The organism is Providencia sp. PROV024, from assembly GCF_032709665.1.
Lineage (GTDB): Bacteria > Pseudomonadota > Gammaproteobacteria > Enterobacterales > Enterobacteriaceae > Providencia > Providencia huashanensis.
In genome coordinates this window covers 1,294,956-1,321,529 of sequence record NZ_CP120545.1, presented here as the reverse complement: position 1 = coordinate 1,321,529, position 26,574 = coordinate 1,294,956, and the positions used below count along the sequence as shown (strand labels likewise).

At 40.4% G+C, this 26,574-nt stretch carries 25 protein-coding genes; 10 read left to right on the top strand and 15 right to left on the bottom strand.

The window, feature by feature from the left end; all coding sequences use genetic code 11:
* Window positions 1-137: 137 nt before the first annotated feature.
* Entirely contained in the window at window positions 138-1,835 is a 1,698-nt protein-coding gene (locus tag P3L56_RS06030; RefSeq protein ID WP_129466758.1) for an NAD-dependent malic enzyme, read from the top strand.
* Between the two features lie 154 nt (window positions 1,836-1,989).
* Entirely contained in the window at window positions 1,990-2,877 is an 888-nt protein-coding gene (locus tag P3L56_RS06025; RefSeq protein ID WP_198861187.1) for a rhomboid family intramembrane serine protease, read from the top strand.
* A gap of 17 nt (window positions 2,878-2,894) precedes the next feature.
* Here the strand turns inward: P3L56_RS06025 and P3L56_RS06020 are convergent, their stop codons facing one another.
* From P3L56_RS06020 to P3L56_RS06000, 5 genes are all read right to left on the bottom strand, one after another.
* The gene (locus tag P3L56_RS06020; RefSeq protein WP_042846573.1) at window positions 2,895-3,677 is read right to left on the bottom strand and encodes a sulfite exporter TauE/SafE family protein; all 783 of its coding nucleotides are present in this window, start codon (window positions 3,675-3,677) and stop codon (window positions 2,895-2,897) included.
* Complete coding sequence (locus P3L56_RS06015) at window positions 3,677-4,522, bottom strand: MurR/RpiR family transcriptional regulator (protein ID WP_042846574.1); 846 nt, start codon at window positions 4,520-4,522, stop codon at window positions 3,677-3,679. The genes P3L56_RS06020 and P3L56_RS06015 overlap by 1 nt, the downstream gene beginning before the upstream one ends.
* A 15-nt stretch (window positions 4,523-4,537) precedes the next feature.
* Window positions 4,538-5,896 (bottom strand): PTS transporter subunit EIIC, encoded by a 1,359-nt coding sequence (locus P3L56_RS06010; RefSeq protein ID WP_272686157.1) that lies wholly within the window; start codon window positions 5,894-5,896, stop codon window positions 4,538-4,540.
* Window positions 5,897-5,957: 61 nt separating this feature from the next.
* Window positions 5,958-6,875 carry an N-acetylmuramic acid 6-phosphate etherase gene (gene murQ, locus P3L56_RS06005; RefSeq protein WP_042846576.1) on the bottom strand — a complete coding sequence of 306 codons (918 nt, stop codon included), beginning with the start codon at window positions 6,873-6,875 and terminating at the stop codon, window positions 5,958-5,960.
* A 176-nt stretch (window positions 6,876-7,051) separates the two neighbouring features.
* The gene (locus P3L56_RS06000) at window positions 7,052-7,747 is read right to left on the bottom strand and encodes a carbohydrate-binding family 9-like protein (RefSeq protein WP_166685358.1); all 696 of its coding nucleotides are present in this window, start codon (window positions 7,745-7,747) and stop codon (window positions 7,052-7,054) included.
* 368 nt (window positions 7,748-8,115) lie between these two features.
* On the opposite strand from P3L56_RS06000, the gene sanA reads away from it, so the two are divergent.
* On the top strand, window positions 8,116-8,820 hold the full coding sequence (sanA, locus tag P3L56_RS05995) for an outer membrane permeability protein SanA (protein WP_042846578.1): 705 nt from the start codon (window positions 8,116-8,118) through the stop codon (window positions 8,818-8,820).
* Window positions 8,821-8,861: 41 nt separating this feature from the next.
* On the opposite strand, the gene yeiB is transcribed toward sanA, so the two are convergent.
* The 3 genes from yeiB to P3L56_RS05980 all read right to left on the bottom strand — a co-directional run bounded on the left by yeiB (window position 8,862) and on the right by P3L56_RS05980 (window position 12,050).
* Window positions 8,862-10,004, bottom strand: a complete 1,143-nt coding sequence (gene yeiB / locus P3L56_RS05990) for a DUF418 domain-containing protein YeiB (RefSeq protein WP_166686724.1) — start codon at window positions 10,002-10,004, stop codon at window positions 8,862-8,864.
* 3 nt (window positions 10,005-10,007) lie between these two features.
* Window positions 10,008-10,667 carry a GTP cyclohydrolase I FolE gene (gene folE, locus P3L56_RS05985; RefSeq protein ID WP_042846580.1) on the bottom strand — a complete coding sequence of 220 codons (660 nt, stop codon included), beginning with the start codon at window positions 10,665-10,667 and terminating at the stop codon, window positions 10,008-10,010.
* A 201-nt stretch (window positions 10,668-10,868) separates the two neighbouring features.
* Window positions 10,869-12,050: a YbfB/YjiJ family MFS transporter gene (locus tag P3L56_RS05980; protein WP_048606549.1), complete on the bottom strand. Its 1,182-nt coding sequence runs from the start codon at window positions 12,048-12,050 to the stop codon at window positions 10,869-10,871.
* A gap of 261 nt (window positions 12,051-12,311) precedes the next feature.
* Between P3L56_RS05980 and moeA the strand changes: the two genes are divergently transcribed.
* The 3 genes from moeA to P3L56_RS05965 all read left to right on the top strand — a co-directional run bounded on the left by moeA (window position 12,312) and on the right by P3L56_RS05965 (window position 14,833).
* Window positions 12,312-13,553 carry a molybdopterin molybdotransferase MoeA gene (gene moeA / locus P3L56_RS05975; RefSeq protein ID WP_042846582.1) on the top strand — a complete coding sequence of 414 codons (1,242 nt, stop codon included), beginning with the start codon at window positions 12,312-12,314 and terminating at the stop codon, window positions 13,551-13,553.
* Window positions 13,554-13,558: 5 nt separating this feature from the next.
* Entirely contained in the window at window positions 13,559-14,311 is a 753-nt protein-coding gene (gene moeB / locus P3L56_RS05970) for a molybdopterin-synthase adenylyltransferase MoeB (protein ID WP_370661212.1), read from the top strand.
* Window positions 14,312-14,497: 186 nt separating this feature from the next.
* Window positions 14,498-14,833, top strand: a complete 336-nt coding sequence (locus P3L56_RS05965; protein ID WP_042846644.1) for a zinc ribbon domain-containing protein YjdM — start codon at window positions 14,498-14,500, stop codon at window positions 14,831-14,833.
* Between the two features lie 111 nt (window positions 14,834-14,944).
* On the opposite strand, the gene P3L56_RS05960 is transcribed toward P3L56_RS05965, so the two are convergent.
* The 3 genes from P3L56_RS05960 to P3L56_RS05950 all read right to left on the bottom strand — a co-directional run bounded on the left by P3L56_RS05960 (window position 14,945) and on the right by P3L56_RS05950 (window position 17,861).
* Window positions 14,945-16,543, bottom strand: coding sequence for an ABC-F family ATPase (locus tag P3L56_RS05960; protein ID WP_042846584.1), 1,599 nt, complete (start codon window positions 16,541-16,543; stop codon window positions 14,945-14,947).
* 250 nt (window positions 16,544-16,793) lie between these two features.
* On the bottom strand, window positions 16,794-17,252 hold the full coding sequence (locus tag P3L56_RS05955; RefSeq protein ID WP_042846585.1) for a GNAT family N-acetyltransferase: 459 nt from the start codon (window positions 17,250-17,252) through the stop codon (window positions 16,794-16,796).
* Between the two features lie 33 nt (window positions 17,253-17,285).
* On the bottom strand, window positions 17,286-17,861 hold the full coding sequence (locus P3L56_RS05950; RefSeq protein ID WP_210831671.1) for a TIGR00730 family Rossman fold protein: 576 nt from the start codon (window positions 17,859-17,861) through the stop codon (window positions 17,286-17,288).
* 311 nt (window positions 17,862-18,172) lie between these two features.
* On the opposite strand from P3L56_RS05950, the gene rhtA reads away from it, so the two are divergent.
* Together rhtA and dps are read left to right on the top strand one after the other, a co-directional pair.
* Window positions 18,173-19,060 carry a threonine/homoserine exporter RhtA gene (rhtA, locus tag P3L56_RS05945; protein WP_042846587.1) on the top strand — a complete coding sequence of 296 codons (888 nt, stop codon included), beginning with the start codon at window positions 18,173-18,175 and terminating at the stop codon, window positions 19,058-19,060.
* A gap of 326 nt (window positions 19,061-19,386) precedes the next feature.
* Entirely contained in the window at window positions 19,387-19,890 is a 504-nt protein-coding gene (gene dps / locus P3L56_RS05940) for a DNA starvation/stationary phase protection protein Dps (protein ID WP_042846588.1), read from the top strand.
* Window positions 19,891-20,038: 148 nt separating this feature from the next.
* Here the strand turns inward: dps and dinG are convergent, their stop codons facing one another.
* The gene (gene dinG / locus P3L56_RS05935) at window positions 20,039-22,147 is read right to left on the bottom strand and encodes an ATP-dependent DNA helicase DinG (RefSeq protein ID WP_042846589.1); all 2,109 of its coding nucleotides are present in this window, start codon (window positions 22,145-22,147) and stop codon (window positions 20,039-20,041) included.
* Between the two features lie 249 nt (window positions 22,148-22,396).
* On the opposite strand from dinG, the gene P3L56_RS05930 reads away from it, so the two are divergent.
* Together P3L56_RS05930 and sseA are read left to right on the top strand one after the other, a co-directional pair.
* Window positions 22,397-22,558 (top strand): hypothetical protein, encoded by a 162-nt coding sequence (locus P3L56_RS05930; protein WP_164975526.1) that lies wholly within the window; start codon window positions 22,397-22,399, stop codon window positions 22,556-22,558.
* Between the two features lie 37 nt (window positions 22,559-22,595).
* Window positions 22,596-23,435, top strand: coding sequence for a 3-mercaptopyruvate sulfurtransferase (gene sseA, locus P3L56_RS05925; RefSeq protein WP_042846590.1), 840 nt, complete (start codon window positions 22,596-22,598; stop codon window positions 23,433-23,435).
* 91 nt (window positions 23,436-23,526) lie between these two features.
* Here the strand turns inward: sseA and P3L56_RS05920 are convergent, their stop codons facing one another.
* The 3 genes from P3L56_RS05920 to rhlE all read right to left on the bottom strand — a co-directional run bounded on the left by P3L56_RS05920 (window position 23,527) and on the right by rhlE (window position 26,502).
* The gene (locus tag P3L56_RS05920) at window positions 23,527-23,775 is read right to left on the bottom strand and encodes a GlsB/YeaQ/YmgE family stress response membrane protein (protein WP_042846591.1); all 249 of its coding nucleotides are present in this window, start codon (window positions 23,773-23,775) and stop codon (window positions 23,527-23,529) included.
* A gap of 158 nt (window positions 23,776-23,933) precedes the next feature.
* Window positions 23,934-24,875, bottom strand: coding sequence for a tRNA dihydrouridine(16) synthase DusC (gene dusC, locus P3L56_RS05915; RefSeq protein ID WP_048606503.1), 942 nt, complete (start codon window positions 24,873-24,875; stop codon window positions 23,934-23,936).
* A gap of 301 nt (window positions 24,876-25,176) precedes the next feature.
* Window positions 25,177-26,502 carry an ATP-dependent RNA helicase RhlE gene (gene rhlE, locus P3L56_RS05910; protein WP_210832004.1) on the bottom strand — a complete coding sequence of 442 codons (1,326 nt, stop codon included), beginning with the start codon at window positions 26,500-26,502 and terminating at the stop codon, window positions 25,177-25,179.
* Window positions 26,503-26,574 lie beyond the last annotated feature (72 nt).

Below are 26,574 nucleotides of genomic sequence, written 5' to 3'. Positions count from 1 at the left end.
TAAACTCCTTATCATATGCACAATATTTTTCAGTAAATTTTTTAACGCTTTTTTATCATTATTTACTGTACATATTTGCTGTTTAGCTTAGGATCTACCCTGACTTTGTTGATTAATCGTCCGAAGAGTGATATTTCATGGAACATGAATACGAAACAAAACGCCCTCTCTATATACCCTACGCTGGCCCAATTTTGCTTGAGTTTCCTTTACTGAATAAAGGAAGTGCGTTCACCGAAGAAGAACGCGCAAGTTTTAACTTACATGGATTACTGCCTGAACAAGTTGAAACCATCGAAGAACAAGTTGAGCGTGCTTACCGCCAATTAATTGATTTTAAATCAGATATTGATAAGCATATCTATTTAAGAAATATTCAAGACACCAACGAAACCTTATTTTATCGCCTTATTGATGCCCACCTTACAGAGGTCATGCCAATCATCTATACCCCTACGGTGGGTGAAGCCTGTGAGCATTTCTCTGATATTTATCGTCGTGCACGCGGTTTATTTATTTCTTATCCGAACCGTGAATACATCGACGACATGCTACAAAATGCCACCAAACAAAACGTAAAAGTCATCGTTGTAACCGATGGTGAACGTATCTTAGGTCTTGGTGACCAAGGTATCGGTGGAATGGGCATCCCAATTGGTAAACTCTCTTTATATACTGCGTGTGGGGGGATCAGCCCAGCTTATACCCTGCCAATCGTTATTGATGTGGGGACCAATAATCCACAACGCCTGAATGACCCCCTGTATATGGGATGGCGTCATCCACGGATCACTGGCGATGAATACAACGAATTCCTCGAAGAATTTGTACAAGCGGTAAAACGCCGCTGGCCAAATGTATTGCTGCAATTTGAAGATTTTGCACAGAAGAATGCAATGCCGTTGTTAAACCGCTACCGTGATGAGCTCTGCTGTTTTAATGATGATATTCAAGGTACTGCATCCGTCGCACTTGGTAGCTTAATTGCAGCTAGCCATGCTGCTGGTAGTAAGTTAAGCGACCAACGCGTCACTTTCTTAGGCGCCGGTTCAGCCGGGTGTGGTATTGCTGAGCAAATCATTGCCCAAATGAAATCTGAGGGTCTGAGTGACGAAGAGGCTCGTTCACGCATATATATGGTTGACCGCTTTGGTCTGTTAACCGATAAACTGCCTAATTTACTGGACTTCCAAGCGAAATTAACCCAAAACAGTGGAAATTTAACCGACTGGGATGTTAACAGTGACTCAATTTCACTGTTAGATGTGGTGCGTAATGCCAAACCAACCATATTGATTGGTGTGTCTGGCCAAGCTGGGTTATTCACAGAAGAAATCATTAAAGAGATGCATAAGCACTGTGAACGTCCTATCGTCATGCCGTTATCTAACCCAACTTCGCGGGTTGAAGCTCGCCCTGAAGATATTATCAATTGGACGGATGGCAAGGCCTTAGTCGCAACAGGAAGTCCATTTAGCCCAGTGTCTTACAAAGACCAAGTGTTCCCAATTGCACAATGTAACAACTCCTATATCTTCCCAGGTATTGGCCTTGGTGTGATTGCCTCAGGAGCAAAACGGGTTACTGATGGTATGTTAATGGCTGCCAGCCGTGCGTTAGCAAGCTGTTCTCCTCTGGCAAAAGAAGGGAAAGGGGCGTTATTACCTTTGCTTTCTGATATCCAACACGTTTCTCGTATCATTGCTAAACAAGTTGCAAAAGAAGCACAGATTCAAGGTGTTGCAACCGTAACTTCGGATGAAGCACTTGATGAAGCAATTGAACGTAATTTCTGGAAACCGGAGTACCGCACTTATAAACGAACTTCATTTTAATTCGTAATAAGCGTATGAAAGGGGCTCTTAGGCCCCTTTTTTGTTTTTACAATTCCCTAAAAAGCTAAAATCTGTATTCTCAGATAATGATAAATTGCGCTAAACAAATCACTTATTTAAGATAACGTCCATGACTGATTAATAGGATATTTACATGACTGGCGACCTCAATGCAGCAACTGTGCAGAAACCTAAATTTTCCCTATGGGCAATAGCCCTGACGCTCTGTATTGCGGTGCTAAATATTGTTGTTTATTTTTATCAACTCAATTATGCCGCCCCACTCGATTCCCAAGAAAATAATTTATTGCTATTTGGTGCCAATGTTTACCAACTTTCATTAACTGGGGATTGGTGGCGTTATCCAGTCAGTATGGTATTGCACTCAGGCGGTATGCACCTTGCTTTAAATACGTTGGCCTTGTTTGTTATTGGGATTGAATGCGAACGTAACTATGGGAAATTTAGAATGCTCGCGATATACCTATTTTCAGGTATCGGAGCTGCCTTTTTCAGCGCTTATTGGCAATATCAAGAAGCATTAAAAGAAGTGGCATCTCAAGCCTCATTAAATACATGGAGCAGCCTTTATCTACCCGATAATACCGTTTATATCACTGTTAGTATTGGCGCTTCAGGTGCCATTATGGGGTTAGCCGCAGCCTCAGTTATTTACCTTTTAAAAGCCATCAATAACCCTGCTCTTTCTATAGAACAACGAAACCAGTTAAAGCGCCCGTTATACAATATAATGGCCATGATAGGTCTAACTTTGGTAAATGGTTTGCAATCAGGGATTGATAACGCGGCACATATTGGCGGTGCAGTTCTTGGCGCATTTATTAGTGGGGCTTTTGTACTTGCGCCACAGGCAATCAACCGAGGAAAATTTACATCTAGTATATTAATTACTTTAATTGCGGCTATTTTACTGTTTTTTGCACTTAATCAGTATTCATCATCCGAAGATGAAGAACTTAACTATGAGCGTCAATTTATTTATCAAGAAATGGAAAAAGAGCTCAATCAATGGCAAAGCTGAGCCCTAACACGATAAAACTAAAAAGAAAATAAATTCATAGTCATCATCACCGCACTACAGGCAATCAATAACAATGTGACATATTGGAAAGTGCGCTCAGACAAATGAACCAATAAATATTTCGCAAGGGGCATCACCATCAATGCCCCAGCACATAATATCAACGCCAATTTTAAATCGGTATAGCCATCCTGTGCATAAGCCAAAGCTGATGAACCCGATAATAACGTCGTCACAAAAATTGATGTCCCTATTGCCTGTTTAATATTCAGCTGCATATATCGCAATAGCATAGGTAACACAACAACACCACCACCCACCCCCGTTGCACCTAGCACCACGCCGGCTAGAATAGCAGGGAGCGCCATCGCTTTTAGTTGGTTGGTTTCTACCATTTTTTGCTTAATGACTGAAACAAAAAACATTCTCTGAATAAATAAATACAACGAGAAAATAATTGCAGCAGCAACTAAAAGGTTAATCCCCCATTCGACTTGTAGTTGATACCCAGGCAACCCCCCAAGCCAAGTCACTAAAAGACTTGATAAAAAAGTACTCGGCAACATAATGGCTAAAACAATCATCGCCCCTTTAAAAGGAATATTGCCTAACCGAAAATGCATATAGGAAGAAGAGACTTTCATCAACATCGAAAGAAAATTAGCTGTCGCGACAGCCGCTAATGCGTTAAGCCCAAAAAAATAGGTTAATATGGGCAGAACAATCACTCCACCACCAACCCCCGTTGTACTGATAATCAGCCCAATTAGAGCACCTATTGCTAACTCTGTTACAATCATTAACTCTTGCCTTGTATCAGTGCTTGTCGCCCTTTTTGTAATGCTAAGTCTGCATCACTATCCACTAACGTAAGATATTTAAAAAACAACGTATCAAAGATGATCATCTGTAACACTTGGGGGGTAATTATCCCTAACTGTGTATGCTGCTCATCATAAAAATAAGGTAAACTGAAATCAGCTAATTTCACCGCTTCATCTTGCCCGAAACGAGTCAAAGCAACCGTCGGGCAGCCTGTCTCTTTCGCAGCTCGCAACATCTGGTTGATTTCTTGAGTATTCCCACGAGCAGTCACTGCAATAGCTAAATCATCTTGGTTTAAATTAGCAGAATAACTTAACTGAACATGTAAGTCGTAGCTGAATAATGCATGCTTGTTGATACGAATAAGTTTATGGTAAATATCACTGGCAACAATTGCTGATGACCCCACACCAAACAATACAATCCGCTTCGCATTATTCATTTTTTGGGCAACGTCATCGATAACTGACGGTTCTAGTAAATCCAATGACTTTTCAATTGCCGAAATAAACATTTGCCCTGTTTTAGCGATTATCTGCTCCGTTCCATCATTACGGCTCAGATTACCGTATAAGCTTTCCGCTTTATGTTGTTTTTCATCAGACAAATAATCAACTTTAAATTCAGGATAGCCACGGTAACCCATCTGGCGTGAAAAGCGGATAACAGACGCACTACTGACCCCAGCAGCTTGTGCTAATTCTGCGGCATTCATCGCAATCATACTGTCACGATTATCCAACAAAAATGTGGCAATTCGCTGCTCAGTGCCTTTACCTCTAGTTTGTAAGCTTTCCAGTTTTACCGTCAGTGTCGACATGGCTATTCCTTCTAGTTATTTTTCTGGATCAGTGAAGCCTATTATCATACTGGCAATGAACCCGACAATCCATGCGCCTGCAACTGCAATTAGAAAGTCCAGTATTTGCCCATCTCCTACTAATGGGATTAACGATAACCCAGCGGTGCCAAATGGGATGATAATACCAACATGGAAAAAGGCCATTAATGCACCACCAGCAGCACCACCAATACAGCCAGCTATAAAGGGCTTACCTAGCGGTAATGACACACCAAATAACAATGGTTCACCTACCCCAAAAATACCGACCGGCAATGCCCCGACTAGCGTTTTTTTCAACCGTTGATTTTTAGTTTTTAAATACACCCAGAAACAAGAACCTACCTGCCCCATACCGCCCATTGCTAAGATTGGGAATAAATAATTCAGACCAAAGGTTTGTAAAATTTCCGCATGGATAGGTATCAACCCTTGGTGCAGACCCGTTAACAGTAAAAATAAGAAACTACCGCCTAAGACCCCACCTGTCGCTACAGCACCACCACTATCCAGTAATGCAACAGAAACACCTTGCGCCAAGATTTGATTCAAATAATGGCCAGCAGGTTGGAATACGATAATGGCAACCATTGCTGATACTAAGATCGTAACAAATGGTGTGACTATCAAATCAAGGCTTTCTTTGATAATACTTCGAAACCACACTTCAAATTTTGACGAAAAAACAACGACCATCAAGACGGCGAATATCCCACCACTATTTGGTACCAGTTTGGAGCCAAATAAAGTAATATCAGCCAATCCCGGCATGGAGAGCAAACCCGCCATAACCGCACCAATTGAGGTCGATGCGCCGAGTTCCTTTGCCGTATTTACCCCAATCATAATTGATAGATAAACAAATACTGAACTGCCGATTAATTTCAATAATTTGAATAGCTCTGGAAATTGTTCTACAACCCCTGGTGCAACCAAACGAACAATATTGATAAGCCCCATAATAAGGCCGCAACCAATCAGAGCTGGAATAGTAGGAACAAATATAGCAGCCAAGGTGTTTAAAGTACGACGAATAGAAAACGCTTTTTTCTCTACAGGAGCTTGCTCGGCTGTGGTGGCTGATGCACTACCCTGCATTCGCTTATTCATTACTGAAAAAACTTTTGCTGCGGTGCCCATACCAACAATCACCTGCTGTTGCTCACCATTAAAAATAACACCTTTCACACCATCAATTTGCTTCAACGCATCAGCATCAAACTTGCTATTGTCCTTTAACACTAAACGGATACGAGTCATACAGTGAGTTAAAGTTGCCACGTTCTCAAAGCCGCCCGCATATTTTTCTATTTCTCTGGCGAGTACTTCCAGATGTTCTATCTTATTAGCCATATTATTCCCCTGATGTTGGCTGAGCCAATAGCTTGGCTCTCCATCATGCTATACCGGTTTATTAACGGTGAGTTTCTAACATTTTATCCAGTGTTGTATTTGGATGCTGCTGAACTATATCCGTTGCTTGCTGTGCACTAATTTGTAATTCATACATTAAAATTGCGCGTCGTGGGTGGTAATCCACTTGCACTAATAACTCTGCGGCTATTTGTGTATCAATACCGCAAACTTCACTGACAATTCGTTCTGCACGGCGTAATAATTTAATATTACTGGCAACGACATCAATCATTAAGTTAGTGTGGATACGGCCGAGGCGGCCCATAACACATGTACTTAACATACCTAAAATCATTTTTTGGGCGGTACCACTCTTCATGCGCGTTGAGCCTGATAGCACTTCAGGCCCTACATCTGGCGCAATCGCTATTTTTGCAATATGACTTAAGAGCCCGCGGCCCCGGGTCGTGATAGCAACGGTTAACGCACCAAGCCCATTGGCATAGTCAATCCCTGCTAAAGTAAATGGAGTTCGCCCACTTGCAGCGATACCCACAACAACGTCTTTTCCACAAAGCTGGCGCTTTTTCAATTCTTCTATTGCTGCTTCAGGTGAATCTTCAATATTTTCAACTGCCTTTAGCATCGCATCTTGACCACCAGCAATAATTGATTGCACTAATTCTGGTGAGGTACCAAAAGTTGGAGGGCACTCCGCGCTATCTAAGACTGCAAGCCTTCCACTAGTCCCCGCACCGATATAAAACAAACGACCGCCTTGTTTTAAGCACTCAGCAATAGCATCAACCGCCTCTGCAATCGCGGGTAAAACGGTCTGAATAGCCCCTGCAACTGTGCTATCCGCTTGGTTAATTAGTGTAACCATCGATAATGTCTCCAAACGTGAAAACTGTAAGGTTTCCTGATTGAATTCATTTTGTAGACAGTCACTCAGAGTACTTTCGGCTAGAGACATTGAAACACCCCTCATTGCATTTGAAATTTAATTTCAATAAAAATTACTATATATGAATTTTTATTTCAATTTAAATTACAATAATAAAATCAACTAAAGTGATGATTATGATCTTTCTCACAGTTCATTCATGTTCTAAGGGAAAAAGCGGCAGTGAAATACTGCCGCTCATAGCGTTATTTTACAAATTTACAGGTGCCAAAAGCAGAAGGTATATGAAAATCAGGTTTTACAGAATCAGGTTTGATCCAGCTAATCCACTTACGGACTTGCTTAGGCTCACCAGTACTAAACTCCCCGCGTAAGATAGCGCACATTAGGGTTTTCTTATCTTTGTCTTGCCATAAATTAAGCTTGCTGAACTCATCAAGGTCAATCTTGCCTGTTAATATATAGCCGTTTGGTGTTATTTCACCCACGGTTTGCAGCGTTTCCCAATTCCAACTAGGGTCGACCTCCCGATAAAAATTAGCCTTCGCGTCAAAAGTACGCCCTTTAGGGTCCATTTCAGCAGTATAATAAGGCTTTAGTTCAGGGCTGGTAGCAAAAAATAGCTCTACACGATCAGAATCTAATACTGCTTGGTCTTTATCAGGGTCATCTCCCAGCTGTATGTCTTTATCTTCGGCAATAAAACGAAAATATAATGCGTCATCACTCCAAAGTGCACGAAAATCTGTTTTCGGAGCGGCTTCTTTTTCCCATGGATAAGTAAAGTCCGTCAATACCTCTGCCTGTTCCCAGATTTCAGCACTTTTAGTCGCATCATTCAGTGATTTCAACTGTTCTGTATGGTTAATTTGGTAATCTTTTGCTGCTACGCTTGAAGTAATCAGTACCGCACTTGCCGCGATTAATGTCGTTAGTTTCATGCTTTTCACCTATCAGGTTACTGTGTTTATTATCAAAGATAGACTACATTTAAAGAAATTTAATTTCACAACAAAACATAAATATAGAATTAAAATTTCATAACAGATAGCCTTATGACATAAAAACTACCGAGATGTGAAACTGCTCACTGTTTATAATGGCAAACTTTCAATTTTTTCATCCAATCGCTGATGTTTTTTCACACAATAATGCGCTTTAATATTCGTCAACCTTATACAAAGGGCTAACATTGACACGACTTTACGTTACGTGACTTGCGCCACTTATTTAACTCAAGTAGCCTAGAAGCTCTGGTCAATTAAGGCTAGCAATCTCATTTATGATTTTTTATTTTCAAGGCTAGGACATGAGGAAACGTCTGATTATTGGTCTTTTTATTCTTGCAGGGATAGCAATAACGACCATTATTTTGCTTGATCGCTGGATAAGCTGGGATACCGCTCCCTATATCTATGAAGATATAGAAAAATTGCCTGCACGCGATGTTGGCATGGTGCTTGGTACATCAAAATATTACACATCCGGTGTGACTAACCTCTACTATTCCTATCGCATTAAAGGTGCAGCAGAAGCTTACCGTAGTGGCAAAGTAAAGTATTTGCTCTTAAGTGGTGATAATGGTGCACATAATTACAATGAACCCATCAATATGCGCAAAGACCTTATTAAAGAAGGTGTTCCCGCGTCAAAGATTGTTCTTGATTTTGCAGGTTTTAGGACTCTGGATTCTGTAGTTCGTACTAAGAAGGTTTTTGATACCGATAATTTTACTATCATTACCCAACGTTTCCATTGTGAGCGAGCGGTCTTTATAGCAAAACATAAAGGTATTGATGCGCAATGTTTAGCGGTCCCCACCCCCGAAGGAATGTATAGAGTCAGGGCTCGGGAAGTGTTCGCACGGCTCGGTGCATTAGCTGATTTATATATTTTAAAGCGCGAACCAAAGTTCTTAGGGGAGCAAGAATCTATACCTGCTCCAATAAAAATGCCGGATGGTATTAAAGGCTATCCAGCGGTTTCACCCGAAGAAATAAATAAATTAAACTAACTGACCTAAGTGAATAAGCCATCATTAAAGCCGATAACCGCTTAACGATACAACTTTTCAGTTAACGTACGCCAGCACCATTCAAGTGGCCCTTGGCGAAATACTCGCAACCAATAATGAGAAAATAATAAGTTTATAGCCCAAATTATTGGAATAAAAAGCAGTAATTCAACACGGCTGAATACCCCAAAATACCCTAGGTGATAAAATATTGTCGTACAAATCAGGGTTTGTAAAATATAGTTACTTAATGCCATTCGCCCCACATTCTGTAGGTAATCAACCAATTTACTAGACTGGATTTTACCCCAAAAGCCATATACTAATGCGATATAACCTAATGATTGAAAAGGGGTAACTAACTCATTAATAATGTACCCTACAATTGAAGTAGCAAAATAGCTCCAATTTAATTGGCTTTGTGCATATAACGCGATAATTTGCACCACCAGCGCAGGAACAATAAATAATTTAGCTATTTTCCGGTAATGTTGTGGACTAAATTGCCCTTTAAGCCAACCATTTTTAATTAATAACGCCCCAATGACCATTAGCGCTAATAATTGCCAGCCATATTGGATGACCAGCATTTCTACCATGATAAACATTTCTGTTGTGCGGTAAATAACCCCTTCGATTCCCCCCGCAATTCTTACCATTTGCTCATCAGCTACCTGTTGCGCTGAAATTTGCCAAAAATGGCTCGGGTCAACGCCACTACCTAAAATAAATAATATAACCAAACCAACTAAATAAATGGTAACAGCGAGGTTTAACAATACTCGGTCACTATAATAATTAATTAGATACACAGCGACTAACCCTGTCAATGCATAAGCAAGAAGAATGTCTCCATCCCAAAAAAGCACACCATGAATAACTCCAAAGATAGCTAAGATAAAAAGCCGGCAATGATTCCATCTCAATGTTCGCGACTGTAATAATGCTAAAGTCGCCCCAAATAAAATAGAAAAAATGGCCAAAACCTTGCCTTGAAACAGCACATTGAAAACAACCCAGATATAGGCTTCTGAAGGAGAGGTCGTTGACGTGTAATAGGGGTTTAAATAAGCTGCTTGTGGCAAAGCAAACCCAAAGATATTCAAAAGAAAAATACCTAGAATTGCCATGCCACGAACAGTGTCAAGCTGCGCTATACGCCTTGACGATGCCGCTGTTACCATAACTTATAAGTGGCGAACAGCACGTAGAAACTCTTGCCTTGTGTTTTGGCTCGACTTAAATAACCCACCTAACGATGTCGTCGTTGTCGCGCTGGTGGCGTCGCGTATACCACGTGCTTTAACACAATAATGCACGGCATCAATGGAAACAGCAACGTTCGTCGTTCCCAACAACGTTTGTAAGGCGACTAAAATTTGCTGAGTTAAACGCTCTTGAACTTGCGGGCGCTGAGAGAAAAACTGCACAATACGATTAATTTTTGATAAACCAATGACTTTATCTTTTGGAATATAAGCAACCGTCGCTTTACCATCAATGGTCACAAAGTGGTGCTCACAAGTACTGGTTAATGTGATATCCCGTACCGTTACCATCTCATCGACTTTCATTTTATTTTCAATCAATGTGATTTTTGGGAAATTAGTATAATCTAAACCTGAAAAAATCTCATCGACGTACATTTTTGCAATACGACGAGGGGTGTCAGCTAAGCTATCATCAGATAAATCCAGATTCAGTAGCTTCATGATCTCTGTCATATGCCCTTCAATCAGTTGCTTACGCTCTTCGCCTGATTTCGGCTGGATACGCAAAGGCGTTTCTAAGCCTCTAGCTTCCAAAGCTGCATGAACTAATTCGGCCTCTTTACTCAGAGATGGCATGGGTTCCTCCACAAATGGTGTAACTATTATTATAAAAATGCAGGTGTGCGCTTTACTCTAAAACAGCAGGTACAGATAATCCAGTATAACCTCAACTGCGGGAGTGAAATATTTGCATGTCCATAGGCAACTTTCTTCACCATAGTAATCCTATGATTTAAAATCACTATCACATATATAATATGCTGAACTAAATATTTATTAACGAAGCTCACGTTTAGGGTAACGATAAACCAATAATCCGCCTACTACCAAGGCGATAAGTGCGATATATAGCGCGGGTTCCAATCGCCCTGTTAAAGACGTGGATATAAATGATAGCGTTGGCCCTATTAATTGCCCAATAGCATAAAATGTTGTCAATAACCCTGCCATAAAACGGTTATGATCAGGTGCAAGTTCACGCCCTAATTGAAGCGCTAACTGCACCGTACACATAAAACCTGAACCGACCAATACCGCAGAAAATGCTAAACCTGAAATGTCGGGAACCACTTCCGCAATCAAAATACCGAGCCCTTGTAACCACAAGCTAATCGCTAAACGATTACGGGTTGTTGACAAATTTCGTAGTAGCATGGCTAATACAATCCCAACAACCGCTGATGCCCCAAAAATAGGCCAAACAAACTGAGCAAATAAGCTATCCGGGAAACGCTGTGCTGCCATTTGCGATAAAAATGTAGCAGGTAAAATATAACCAAAACCAGCCAACCCATAACACCAAACCAAACGTTTAATTTCTGGGGTTAGTATTAATTTTTTTATTTCACCAGAAGGCCTTTCCCACTGCCCTTTGCGGGGTAAATATCGGCTAATATATAAGCTTAAGATCAGCGCTAGTACCCCATAAATAATCCAAGCTTGGCTAGCCGTTAAATGCCAACTTTGGATAGCAACAGCCAGCACACCACTAATAAAAATCCCAGCACCTGTGCCCGCAAAAACAGCAACACTGAGTGCTGGCCTATTTAACCGAGCAAGGGTTTCATTCGCCCATGCTGCGACAAGAACTAATGCTATTCCACTCGCCCAACCAATCACAAAGCGGGCAACGCTGTGTAAAATAGGCCCATTTAACAACGCGCTAAGCAGAGTTATCACTACCGCGCCCCAAACACCTAACCACATGCGCTTTTCAACGTGTGAGCGTGCTCTCATCGCATCAAATGAGCCAAGTAAATAACCAAGATAATTACAAGCAGCAACAACACTGGCAGTCGATAGTGTTAACTGATGTTCTTTGATCATTAAAGGCACTTGAGGGGTTAATGTAAATCGCCCTATCCCCATCACCACGATTAAGGAGAGAAACCCCGTAAATGCGATATGAAAAGCCTTTGCGCTATGGCTTGGAGAAAAAGTTATTGGTTTTATTGACACTATATTCACTCATATTAAGCCTGAATATTATTGTTATATAGAATAATTCAATTTCTAACTTTTAACATCATTTCAACAAATCAAGTATGCTTTTCGTGCAGTTTATTATCGCTTAATTCATTGCTCACTAATATAAATCTGACTAAAAGCTATTTGTAATCAATTTCTATTCATTCACCCAATCAGGTATTTCTGCCATAATATGCATTACCAACACATTTTTAGCCTCAAGGCATATAACAATAATGAGGGTTATTATTTATGGATCAGTGTCATACTAACGATTTGATTTCTCTAGAGCTTGCATTAGAAAAGCTACTCTCTAACACTAAAACCGTGACAGGCACAGAGATCATTCCACTGACCAGCTCAGCTCAACGTATTATCGCCACTGACCTGATTTCCCCGATTAATGTTCCACCATTTGATAATTCTGCGATGGATGGATATGGTTTATGTTTTGCTGATTGGGATGGCAAAACCCCATTGCCAGTTGCCGGTAAATCTTTTGCAGGTAAACCGATGGAGGGGGAGCTTAAAGCAGGTTGCTGTATCCGTATTATGACCGGAGCTCCAATTCCCCAAGGCGTTGATACCGTAGTTATGCAAGAATCAACAGAGCAAACTGAGCAGGGTATTATATTCACACAGCCAATTAAAAAAGGCAGTAATATTCGTAAAGCGGGGGAAGATATTGCCCAAGGTAGCGCAGTGTTCCCTGCGGGCACATTACTGACAACAGCGCAATTACCCCTTATTGCGTCATTAGGCATTTCTGATGTGACCGTCTATCGCCGTTTAAAAGTTGCCGTTTTCTCCACCGGAGACGAGCTACAGGCTGTTGGCCAACCATTAGCTGACGGGCAAATTTATGACACTAACCGTTTTACCGTTCGCCTGATGCTCGAAAAACTCAACTGTGAAATATTAGATTTTGGCGTGATCCCCGACTCCCCAGAGAAACTAAAACAGACTTTTATCGAAGCCGACCAACAAGCAGATTTAGTGATCAGTAGCGGTGGTGTTTCTGTGGGGGAAGCTGACTATACCAAACAAATTTTAGATGAGCTTGGTTCGATTGGCTTTTGGAAGTTGGCAATAAAACCGGGGAAACCTTTTGCTTTTGGCAAACTCAGCTCTTCATGGTTTTGCGGTCTACCAGGAAACCCAGTTTCTGCTGCATTAACCTTTTATCAGTTGGTACAACCGCTGATCGCCCGCCTCTCAGGGCACAGCCAATGGTGTACACCGCTGCGTTTTAAAGTACCCGTCACTACACCACTGAAAAAGACACCGGGCCGCCTTGATTTCCAACGTGGTATTTTAACGGCCGACGAACAAGGGCAATTACACGTCGCCACTACTGGCCACCAAGGGTCGCATGTATTTAGCTCATTTAGCTTAGCGAACTGTTTTATCGTATTAGAAAGAGAACGCGGTCGAGTTGAAGCGGGAGAAATGGTCGAAGTTGAAATGTTTAACTACTTATTGAAAAGCGAATAATTATCGTGCAAGAACTCAGTGATGACGAAATGCTGCGTTACAACCGCCAAATTATCTTACGCGGGTTTGATTTTGACGGGCAAGAAAAACTCAAATCCAGCCATGCGCTCGTTATCGGTCTAGGTGGCTTAGGTTGCGCAGCGACCCAATACCTTGCGGCAGCTGGAGTCGGTCACTTAACCTTGGTTGATTTTGATACGGTGTCATTATCAAACTTGCAAAGGCAAATTTTGCACCGCGATGCAACTATTGGTGAGCCTAAAGTTAATTCAGCTAAATCGCAGCTTAGTGCTATCAATCCGCATATTCGTATTGACACAGTTAATATGCAATTAGATGACCAACAGCTTGATGAATTAATTAAACGCCATGATGTGGTCTTAGACTGCACCGACAATGTAGCCATTCGTGAGCAGTTAAATCGTTTATGTTTACCTCATAAAAAACCATTTATTTCCGGTGCAGCTATTCGCATGGAAGGTCAATTGTCCGTTTTTACTTATCAAGATGATACCCCATGCTATCGCTGCTTAAGCCGGTTATTTGGAGAAAATAGTTTAACTTGTGTCGAGGCTGGTGTGATGTCGCCTTTAGTTGGCACTATTGGTACCTTGGAAGCGATGGAAACGATTAAATTACTGGCTAACTATGGCCAAGTAAATTCGGGGAAAGTGTTGCTATTTGATGCTATGACTATGGATTTTCGCCAATTTAAGCTAACTAAAGACCCACATTGCGAAGTATGCGGTCAACACTAATAATCAAACCAAGTTCAATTAGGCGGGAAGTTTCTCGCCTTTCCATTACATTTGCAGTAAATTAAGAATAATCTGAAAAAATATTTTTTTTGCCCTTTCACCTTATACTATCCCTCTTTTGTGGCATTTACGGCTAGCGCTGTTACCACAGTTTATTATTTTGATAACGTTACTGAGAGTATGAATATGCAATTCCCTCCTTGCCCTAAATGTCAGTCTGAATACACCTATACTGATAATGATATGTATATCTGCCCTGAGTGTGCGCATGAATGGAATGATGCCGAGCCTGAAGCTGATATTGATGAGCTCATTGTAAAAGATGCCAATGGCAACCTATTAGCTGATGGCGATACTGTCACTGTAGTTAAAGACCTTAAAGTCAAAGGCAGTTCTTCAATGCTGAAAATCGGTACCCGTGTGAAAGGGATCCGTTTAGTCGAAGGTGACCATAATATTGATTGTAAGATTGACGGTTTTGGCCAAATGAAGCTGAAATCTGAATTTGTTAAGAAGAACTAAGTAAGCATTAGCTTTCTTTAAATAAAAAAGCCCCCCAAATGGATTGTCCAATAATTGGGGGGCTTTTTAGTGACTGAGCATACTCAATCGATACTAAAAGTTAAAATATGATTAGAGCACTACGCCTTGGCTAGTTAGATACTCATCATAACTTCCTTTGAAATCAATAACTTTATCTTCTTTGATTTCTAAAATGCGACTTGCTAGTGAACTTACAAATTCACGGTCATGGGAAACAAATATTAGCGTCCCCTTATACATTTCAAGGGCTAAGTTTAATGACTCAATAGATTCCATATCCAAGTGGTTAGTGGGTTCATCCATAATTAACACATTCGGCTGTTGCATCATCAACTTACCAAACAGCATACGGCCTTGTTCACCACCCGATAATACTTTAACTTTTTTCTTAATATCATCTTGAGAGAACAACAAGCGACCTAAAATACTGCGTACCGCTTGCTCATCATCACCTTCATTTTTCCACTGGCTCATCCAGTCAAAAACAGTTAGGTCTGTTTCAAAATCTTCGGCATGGTCTTGTGCATAATAGCCTATCTTACTGTTTTCAGACCATTTAACCACACCACTGGTGGCTGGTTGTTCGCCCATCAGTGTTTTTAAGAAAGTCGTCTTACCAATACCATTGGCACCGATCACGGCCATTTTCTCGCCCACTTCCAACAGTAAATTGACATTTTTGAATAGTGGACCTTGGTCATAACCATTTGTTACTGCTTCTAATTCAAGCGCATTACGGAATAGTTTTTTCTCTTGCTCAAAACGAATGAATGGGTTTTGACGGCTAGAAGCTTTAACTTCATCAAGCTGAATTTTGTCAATTTGACGAGCCCGTGAAGTTGCTTGCTTCGATTTAGAAGCATTTGCACTAAAACGGCTCACAAAAGATTGTAGTTCAGCAATTTGCGCTTTTTTCTTCGCGTTATCAGAAAGTAAGCGTTCGCGAGCCTGTGTCGCAGCAATCATATATTCATCATAATTACCGGTAAATAAACGCAATTCACCGTAATCTAAGTCCGCCATGTGTGTGCACACCGTATTTAAAAAGTGCCTATCATGGGAAATAATGATCATTGTGCAATTGCGGTCATTCAATACTTGCTCTAACCAACGGATAGTATCGATATCCAAGTTATTCGTCGGCTCATCAAGCAATAAAATATCTGGGTCAGAGAATAATGCTTGCGCCAAAAGTACCCGCAATTTCCAACCTGGAGCAACCTCGCTCATTGGCCCATAATGCTGCTCAACAGGAATACCCACACCGAGTAATAATTCGCCAGCTCGAGCTTCCGCACTGTAGCCATCCATTTCACCGTAAGCGACTTCTAAGTCAGCAACTCGATAACCATCTTCTTCGCTCATTTCAGGAAGTGCATAGATTCTGTCGCGTTCTTGCTTCACATTCCACAGTTCGATATGACCCATAATTACTGTATCTAGCACAGTGTATTCTTCGAATGCGAACTGATCTTGGCGAAGTTTACCAATACGTTCATTTGGATCTGTCGTACTCACATTTCCTGAAGTTGGCGTTAAGTCACCACCTAAGATCTTCATAAATGTCGATTTACCTGCGCCATTTGCGCCGATCAAACCATAACGGTTACCAGTTCCAAATTTAACTGAAATATTTTCAAACAGCGGCTTACTGCCAAACTGCATAGTGATATTGTTCGTTGTTAACACTGCTATGCCTTAAATTAAACGGTGTAAAATAACCTGCGATGAATAAGTTTATATGACAACAGCGTAAGCGAACGGAAATCCCCCAAAATGGGTATTTGGATAACAAAATAAATTTCACACGCCAGTCATTTGAGTACATAGATTACAGCAGGTATAAATAGCGGCGCATTATGCCATATTACGCCGCTTAGATCTTGTGCTGTTTTTAGCGGATTAATAACACAGAAGGAAAAGTTGATTTAACACCAAACTAAAGTTTAATCCCCATTGTCCGGCTGATCTCGGTTAATCCTTCTCGTTCATAAAACTTAATGGCTTGGCGATTTTGTGCCAGCACTGAGAGTTCTAGGTGGCTAAATTGTTTGCTCTTCGCCCACGATTTCATGCCATTTAATAATTCTTGACCTGCTTTTTTACCACGAAAATTCGGGGCAACTACCAAATCAAAGATATAACCAAAGTTTCTAGGGACGATGCAATTATAAGGATCGGCAGATTGTTGTTGAGCAATACAAAACCCTTTAATTTCACCTTCAAATTCAGCTACTAACAGATGAAATTTATCATCAGTTATTGCATTCTCAATAAACTCAAGAGCTTGCTGAGCTGGCTTAATCCGTTCAGGGTCAAATGCAGCCATTTCCGCAAATAAAATTTGATAAAGTGATGAAATAGCCCCTACATCGCTTTTTATCGCTAGTCTTATCATCGTTCTTTCCGTTTATTGCATTAAGAAGAGACGTTAGTCGTAAGTTTTAACTGGCGGCGCAATATATGATTCAAAACTATTTAGTATCCTCTCTGGGGAATCATCAACTATTGCCATATGACGATATTTTTCATGTAAAAAACCTTCATCTGCCATCTTATTAGTCATATCAACTAATGGCTGCCAATAATTATTGATATTAAACAGAGCACAAGGCTTAGTATGTAAGCCAATTTGGCTCCATGTGAAGACTTCTGCGTATTCTTCCAAAGTGCCATAGCCCCCCGGTAAAGCAACAAATGCATCCGCAAGCTCAATCATTTTATTTTTTCGTTGATGCATAGTGTCTACTTTATACAGATGTGTTAAATTTTTATGCGAAATTTCCCGCTCTTCTAATAACGATGGGATCACCCCAACAACATTCCCCCCTAAAGCAAGGATGGTATCAGCAATGGTTCCCATAATTCCTACGCTCGCCCCACCATAAACTAACGTGATATCACGTTTAACCATCTCTTTAGCAAACTCTATCGCTTTTTGCTGATAGATTTCATGTTTTCCCATGCTTGAACCACAATAGACGGCAACGCTTTTAATTTTTCCCATTTGACCCTCATTTCCCTTTTTGATTATGACTTTTTTAGAAAAGAGGATTATACGAGCCTAATATAGAAGCTCAACCCTACATTATTTGTCATAATGAAATTATTATAAATTTTTGCTTATAGCATTACTCTTAATCTAAACTTAGCTATAAAGCACTTTATCCCCTAGGGTAGAAGGTTATTGGCAATAAAGAAATATAAAGCCTCTTGTTTTTATGAGATAATCATTAAGAAATTATTTTTCATAACCAAATACTTATTTTCTAAATATTTATTACCAACTCAGTTACGTTTTCCGAGGTTTACTTATTTATGTCTGCCGACACAAAAAAGAGCGCTCTGCCGCTATTGCCTATAGGGTTATTACTGCTTGCAATGGCCTCTATTCAAAGCGGTGCATCTTTAGCTAAAACTTTATTTCCTGTTATCGGCGCTCCCGGTGTTACTGGTTTACGTTTATTGCTGGCTACAATTATACTCTTTATTATTTTCAAGCCTTGGCGCTTAAAGTTCAGAAGAAGCTCACTCGTCCCATTGCTCACATATGGTTTATCCTTAGGTACGATGAACTACCTATTTTATCTGTCACTAGAGCGGATTCCATTAGGGATAGCAGTTGCATTAGAATTCACAGGGCCTTTAGCGGTCGCGATGTTTTCATCTCGCCGACCTATCGATTTCCTTTGGATAGCTCTTGTTATAACTGGGTTATTATTCTTACTGCCTATTGGCGATAATATTAATTCCATTGACCCACTAGGTGCTATTTATGCGCTAGGAGCTGGTGTTTGTTGGGGGATTTATATTATTTTTGGTCAGCGAGCAGGAGCCGGTTATGGCGCAGCAACTGTAGCTATCGGTTCATTTATCTCGGCCATGATCTTCTTCCCGATAGGTTTAATGCAAACAGGGTTTGAAGTCATGTTTGACCCTTCTATTTTGCCTCTTGCATTAGCGGTAGCCATTTTATCGACCGCATTTCCTTATACATTGGAAATGATTGCACTCACACGCTTACCAGCTCGTACATTTGGTACGCTAATGAGCCTTGAACCTTGTATGGGGGCATTTTTAGGTATTGTTTTCTTACAAGAACACTTAACAATGACTCAATGGCTAGCTTTATTGTGTATCGTTTGCGCTTCGATAGGCTCTACCTCGACCGCTACGCCTAAATCAAAAATTGAGAAAGTTTCTTAGTCTATTGTAAAATAGGCTAATTAGTACATTAGGTTAATAAAGACTGTCTTTCCTGTGTTTATTAGCCTTTTTTGATGTAAAGATTTATTCATCTGTTTGAAATAATCATTTGTTATTTTTATTTTAATATTTAAATATTCATTAATTACATCTATAGCACTTATTGCAAAAAACAATTAATCCTCAACATCCACAATGAATTAAAGCATATCGGATAGACCTATTAAATTAATCGTTTATTACGCTATGACAAATACACTTTAATATTTTATATTTATTAGCAGATGAGGTTATTAAACAAATTCATATTTAAGAGAGGATGAATCATGAGCACAGCTAAATTATTTAAAGCATCTTCAACTGAACTTTTATATACCCGTAATGATATGGAAGATAGCGTAAAATTGGAAACCATTGGTATCCTTAATGTTATGGTAGTCCATTTTACCGATCTCTCTTTGATGACTAAACAAGCACATTGGAATATGCGTGGTCGTAACTTTATTGCAGTTCATGAAATGTTAGACGGCTTTAGGTCAACCCTTGTGGAACACTTAGATGAATTTGCTGAGCGTGCTGTCCAATTAGGTGGCGTAGCAATCGGTACAACCCAAGAGGTTAATCGTTTTACCTCTTTAGAGGCTTACCCTATCAATATTCACAGTGTACAAGACCACTTAAAAGCCTTAGCTGATCGCTATGCTGTTGTGGCAAATGATATCCGTAAAGCCATTGATGAAGTCGAAGATGAAGACACCGCTGATATGTTTACCGCAGCTTCCCGTGATATGGATAAATTCCTTTGGTTCTTAGAAGCAAATATTGAGTAATGTCGTACCCTAGAGTCAATTTTAATTGACCGAAGGCCACAGCAATGTGGCCTTTTATTTTTGCTTAAAAACCAATATTTACTACTTTTATATCACCATTGATATTTTTCTAAAATAGACCAATAGCGATATAAACCGAATGACTTCCCTATGGTTTTTCAGGCATTTTAGGATGTTCAATAGGGAATACAGGCAAAGCATTTAATAAACGCTTTCCATAATTTTTTGTCAGTAAGCGTTTATCATAAATAATTATTTCACCATAACATTCATGACTACGAATTAGCCGACCTGCCTGTTGGATTAAATTAAATGAAGCACTTGGTAAACTTTGTACTTCAAAAGGGTAACGTTTCAATGACTTTAGCCAGTCACCTTCTGTAATAATCACAGGGTTTGTTACCGGAGGAAATGCAATCTTATGAATATGGACTTGGGTAAGATACTCACCTTTTAAATCTAACCCTTCCGCAAAAGATTGCAAACCAACCAAAGCACTGGATAGCCCTTGGTTAATTCTTTCACAATGTGTTTCGACTAACCGATAGCGAGGCTGATCCCCTTGAACTAAAAGCTGTAACCGTAGGTCTTTAACATGCTCAAGGAACCCTTCCATTGCACGTTGGCTGCTAAACAATACCAAGACCCCACGGTGAGTATCTTTTATAAACTGCTCACGGAAAAATGCCGCCATTTCAGCTAAATGCTGAGCTTCATTATGAATAGTTGGCTCATATTCCATTTGAGGAATAATAATTTTCCCTTGCTCAATATGATTAAAAGGCGAAGAAAGGGTGACAAAACGATCATCATTTTTTTCTGATAGCCCTGTCAGTTCCATAAAACGTGAATAACTGTTTAGAGACCTAAGCGTTGCCGAAGTAATCACAATATGTGGGACATTTCGCCACAGTAAATGTTGCAATTGCTCGCTAACGCGGATCCCCGCGCAATGCATAAAGACGCGTGATTGGTTTTTTTCATAGCGCCGACTTAGCCATTTAGATATTGGCGCCCCTGAGCTTTGGTCTAAGGCTGCCAAACGCCAAAGCTTTGCCATATTTTCAAAATAACCCATAGCCCGACTAGTTGTTAAAATAGAGCGATGTAAGCGAACAATGTCTTGCTTTGCCGTTTGTTCAGTTAAATCGTTTAATATCGCTTCTGCTAACCCTTTTAGAGCATCCGTTTGCTTAAAGAGCATTTGGCAACTTAACTGCATTGGCTCTGGTAGTACCCCTAGAGGAAATAAATATTCATTCTCTTTCGACGTTTCAGGTAGTAAAGCATTCGCTAACATAGAAAAATCACGAAATGACTCTCGTAATTTTTCAGCATGTTGTTGTAGCCGCTCCGGATTAGCTAATTTTGGCGGCTTTACTGGCCGAAACTGCCCCATATATTGCCCTACATGATGAATAAAATTATCAAGCTGAGCAGTTAATTGAACTAACGTAATTTCACCTTCAACTTCAAGGGCATCCCTTGCGACATCAGGAACATGGTGCCCTTCATCAAGTACTAGTAATAATTTTTTAGGATCAGGTAGCACCGACTCGCTTTCCATCGCCGCCATCACTAATGCATGGTTTGCAACCACAACATCTGCATCTTCAATTTCCCGTCTAGCAATAAAAAATGGACAGCGCTGGTAAAATTGGCAATTTCGGCCTAAACAATTCATTTTATCTGTGCTGACTTTACGCCATAAGTTATCACTGAAAGAGCGCTTATGGTGGTCCCTTAGGCCATCCCATGCAAAACTTTGGAAATCATGGCTAAGCTGTTGGCAGATAGCCCGCTCTTCGCTATTTGCGACCTCTGTTTTATCTTCCACTAATAGCATTAAGTCAATTTGCTCGCCTTCTGCCGCACAGATTGCGGCTAAATTGCGAGGGCAAACGTAACGTGCTCGGCCAAATGCGCCAGTGTATTTCAAATCAGGAATAATTTTGCTCAATAACGGCAAATCTTTGCTATAAATCTGGTCTTGCAGCGCCACATTTGCCGTACTGACGACTAGCGTTTTACCTTCGGCTCTTCCCACTGCAATACCAGGTATTAAATAAGACAGCGTTTTCCCCACCCCTGTCGGCGCCTCAATAACAAGGTGGCGACCGTCATCATCTGCCAAATTTTTTGCTACTTCCGCTATCATCTGACGTTGTGGTGCTCGGGGAATAAACCCATCAATTTGTGATGACAGCCCCTTATACCACTGGGTTATTTGTTCTTTAATTTTATTCGACAGGGACATAAGTTATGCAGATGACCAAAGTTAAGATAAAAGATAATGAATCTGAAAACAGAAGGGAACGCCAAAACAATTTGTTTGCCAAGCGCTTCGCAAAACTACTGTATTAAACACCATTATACATAAAAATTGGGAAGCCTTTTGCAAAACACCAACTCATACGCAGAAAAAGCAGCTTTTAACTTGTTTGCAACACTCATCCAGTTATACTTTGTGTTCTTATTACTACTATGATTACGCAGGCCACAGAAAATGAAAAAGGTTGTTATCGCACTTTGCGCATTATGTGCTTTTGGCTCAGTAGGCGGCATTGTTTTAGCTGGCATGAATATTTACACTCGTTCAACGACACCTATTGAACAGGGGCAACAACAATCCCCCTCAGTATTACCAGCACCTAATCAAGTGCAATAATTTAGAGTCATTTATCAAACCAGCATGGAGATAGCTTATGTACAACGACTATTTTGTAACCCCTCAATGGTTAAACGCACATCTGTTTGATGGCAATATCATTGTACTTGATGCCTCATCTCCCCCACCAACCGCTCCTTATGACTGCCGTCAACGTTATCTAGAAGAGCACATTCCTAACGCTCAGTTTTTTCATCAAGATGAAATCGCCGATAAATCCTGTGACTTACCTCATATGCTACCAAGCGCTGAAGTATTCAGCCACGCCGTTGGAATGATGGGTATAGGCAATGAGACGCAAGTTATTATTTACTCACAAAATAATTTATTTTCATCGCCTAGAGCATGGTGGACTTTCACCACTATGGGCTGCAATAACGTTAAAATTTTAGCGGGCGGTATCGATGCATGGAAAGCTGCAGGATTTACTGTTCAATCTGGTGAGGTTCCCCCTCCTGAAACTAAAAAATTCACAGCCTCACGTAAAGACAGTAATGCACTGAACCAGCAACAAGTACTTGATATTGTTCATGATGGTAAAATCCAAATTATTGATGCCCGTGCCACTGCTCGCTTTCTAGCTCAAGCACCAGAACCTCGCCCAGGGTTACGTATGGGGCATATTCCCGGCAGCAAAAATGTCCCGTGGGACCTACTGGTTGAAAATGGTATGTTTAAATCCCCAGAACAACTGAAAGCCATTTTTAATGAGCAAGGTGTTGATATTAATGCACCATCAATGACAACATGTGGCTCTGGGATGACCGCAGCTGTAGTGTTGATGGCCCTTACACTTTTGGGTAACCATAATGTACGGTTGTATGATGGTTCATGGGCACAATGGGGGCAGGATAATGGCCTTCCTATAGAGCCATAACTAATCAACCTTTTTCGATACCCCATAAAAGATATAAGCCACTAACTTGTCTGAGTGGCTTATATAATAGATTTTACTAACTAAGAAAGCGTTATTTTACAAATATACCCGCTAAGAACAGCACCACAATTGCCCCGATAACAGCGACAACAAAACTACCAAAGTTGAAGCCGTCAACCTTCCCTTTGCCAAAGAAGGTGCTAATGTACCCACCAACAACCGCACCAACGATCCCTAGCACAGTGGTCATAATAAACCCCATATGGTAAGTACCTGGCATTAGCCACTTAGCTAAGATACCTGCAATTAAACCAAAAATAATCCAAGCAATAACTCCCATCTTACTCCTCCTAGACTAGGTTGTTGCACAGTAATATTCTAAAAATCTTATATAATAGTAGTAAATAAGTTAACTAAACCACTACCATATCAAATAAGTAAAGACCCTATAAGCCAATTTAGCAACTATTAACTCCTGATAATTATTCGTGTTCATCATCAATGGCTAACTATTTCCGTTATGACCTGTGCTATCTGTTGAGCATTTTTTAAAGACCTTACTTGGGAAAATAATTCGTCTGCTTGCCGGTACTCTTTACGTAAATAACCAAGCCATTGCTTGATACGAGCTGCATGGTAATTACCTGTATCCCCTTGTTTTTCTAACTCCGTATATTTTAATAGTAATAACCCAACCTGCTCCCACGGCATTTTTTTATGGTTATGCTTAATCACACGACTCAGGTTCGGGGTGATCAATGCTCCACGCCCAATCATTACTGCATCACAACCTGTAATATTAAGGCAACTCTGAGCACTGGTATAATCCCAAATTTCCCCATTAGCGATAACAGGGATCGTAAGTTTCTGACGAATTTCAGCTATTGCATGCCAATTAATTCGCTCTGCTTTGTAACCATCTTCTTTCGTTCGCCCATGAACAGTTAGTTCTGTTGCACCTGCTTGTTGAACCGCATCTGCAATTTCATAAGCAAGGTCACTATTATCCCAGCCAAGACGAACTTTAGCCGAAACCGGTAACGGTTTAGGTACTGCTGCTCTCATCGCTTTGACTGCGTTATAGATTAAATCAGGCTGTTTTAATAATGTTGCTCCACCGCCATGGCCATTCACTGTTTTAGAGGGGCAACCACAATTTAAATCGACACCATATGAACCTAGTTCTATAGCTCTAGCCGCATTTTCAGCTAACCATTGTGGGTGTTGCCCTAATAATTGCACCCGTACTAAAGTCCCAGAAGGAGTTCGGCTTTTATACTTTAGTTCAGGGCATAGGCGATAAAAGGTTTTTGCCGGCAATAAAGTATCAACTATTCGAATAAATTCGGTAATACAAAGGTCATAATCATTAACTTCACTAAGTAAAGTGCGAACTAGAGGATCTAAAACCCCTTCCATCGGAGCTAATAAAACACGCATAAATTACTCACCCAAAAACGCCATAAGGTAAAAAGAAATTTCATACATTTAATTGCCTTAAATAAAGCACCTTTAGAATATTAATATTAACGTGTGACATAAAACTTAACCTAATCAATTGCCGCCTATAATACATTTTCGTTGGTAAATAAGCAGAAGAATTATCATAAGAATGAGCGTCTTAATGGGGAAATGGCAACGAAGAGTTTTAGCGAGGGGAAAGCTATATCAAAATAAGTAGCTCAACCGATGTAATAAACATCGTGCTGAGCCACTTTTTTAATACGACTAGTTAAATCAGTTAACCTTCGTGACGACCTTGTTTAGCTTTTTTCTGTGCATTTTTCCATGGCGAACTCAACGTTTTCCCCGTACTAGGCTTAGCCGTGGATACATTGGTACGACGAGGTTTATTGCTAAAAGCCCCACTCGAACGGCGCTCACCACGTTGTGGTGTTTTTTGAATAGGTTCCGCTTTAATAGAAGGGTCCGGCTCGTAGCCCTCTACAGACATTCTTGGAATCGGCTTTTTAAGTAATTTTTCAATATCTTTAAGCAATTTAGCTTCATCAATACACACTAATGAAACCGCCATACCTGTCGCTTCAGCACGGCCAGTACGACCAATACGATGTACATAATCTTCAGCAACATTAGGCAGCTCAAAATTTACAACATAAGGCAGTTGTTCAATATCTAAGCCTCGTGCTGCAATATCGGTTGCAACTAAGACTCGAATATCCCCCGATTTAAAATCGGCTAAAGCACGTGTACGAGCACCTTGGCTTTTATTACCATGAATAGCCGCAGCCTTAATACCGTCTTTATTCAAATGCTCAGCTAGACGATTAGCCCCATGTTTTGTCCGAGTAAAGACTAAAACTTGTTGCCAATTCTCACGACCAATCATAAAAGAAAGTAATTCCGATTTACGTTTTTTATCAACTAAATGAACATACTGAGTAATTTGTTCAGAAGCTGAATTACGAGGAGCCACTTCAATGGTCACTGGGTTATTCAGTAACTTATTTGCTAACTGCTTAATTTCATCTGAAAAAGTAGCAGAAAATAATAAATTTTGACGTTTTTTAGGTAATTTATTAATAACTCGGCGGATATCATGAATAAACCCCATATCTAACATGCGGTCAGCTTCATCTAACACAAATACTTCTACTTGAGAAAGATCAACCGCATTTTGATGAGCTAAATCTAACAAGCGCCCTGGGGTCGCGATTAAAATATCCACGCCTCCGCGTAACTTCATCATCTGAGGATTAATACTTACACCGCCAAAAACCACAAACGAACGAATACGTAGATGACGACTATACTCTTTTACATTTTCAGCAACTTGTGCCGCAAGCTCCCTTGTTGGCGTCAAAATTAATGCGCGAATTGGCTTACGATTATTCCCAGCACGAGGAGTAGTAACCAGTTTTTGTAAAATTGGCAACGTAAAACCCGCAGTTTTACCGGTGCCTGTTTGTGCGCTGGCTAAAAGGTCGCTTCCTGCAAGCACTGCTGGGATCGCTTGTTGTTGAATTGGCGTTGGGCTTTCATAGCCTAATTCATTAATGGCAAGCAAGATTTCCTCGTTTAATGCGAGGTCTGAAAAAGTAGTCAAATTAAATTACTCCGGGCTTCACCGCTTTCAATAGATTTTGGCAGTTATGGGGGAAGTGAGTCAGAGGAAAAA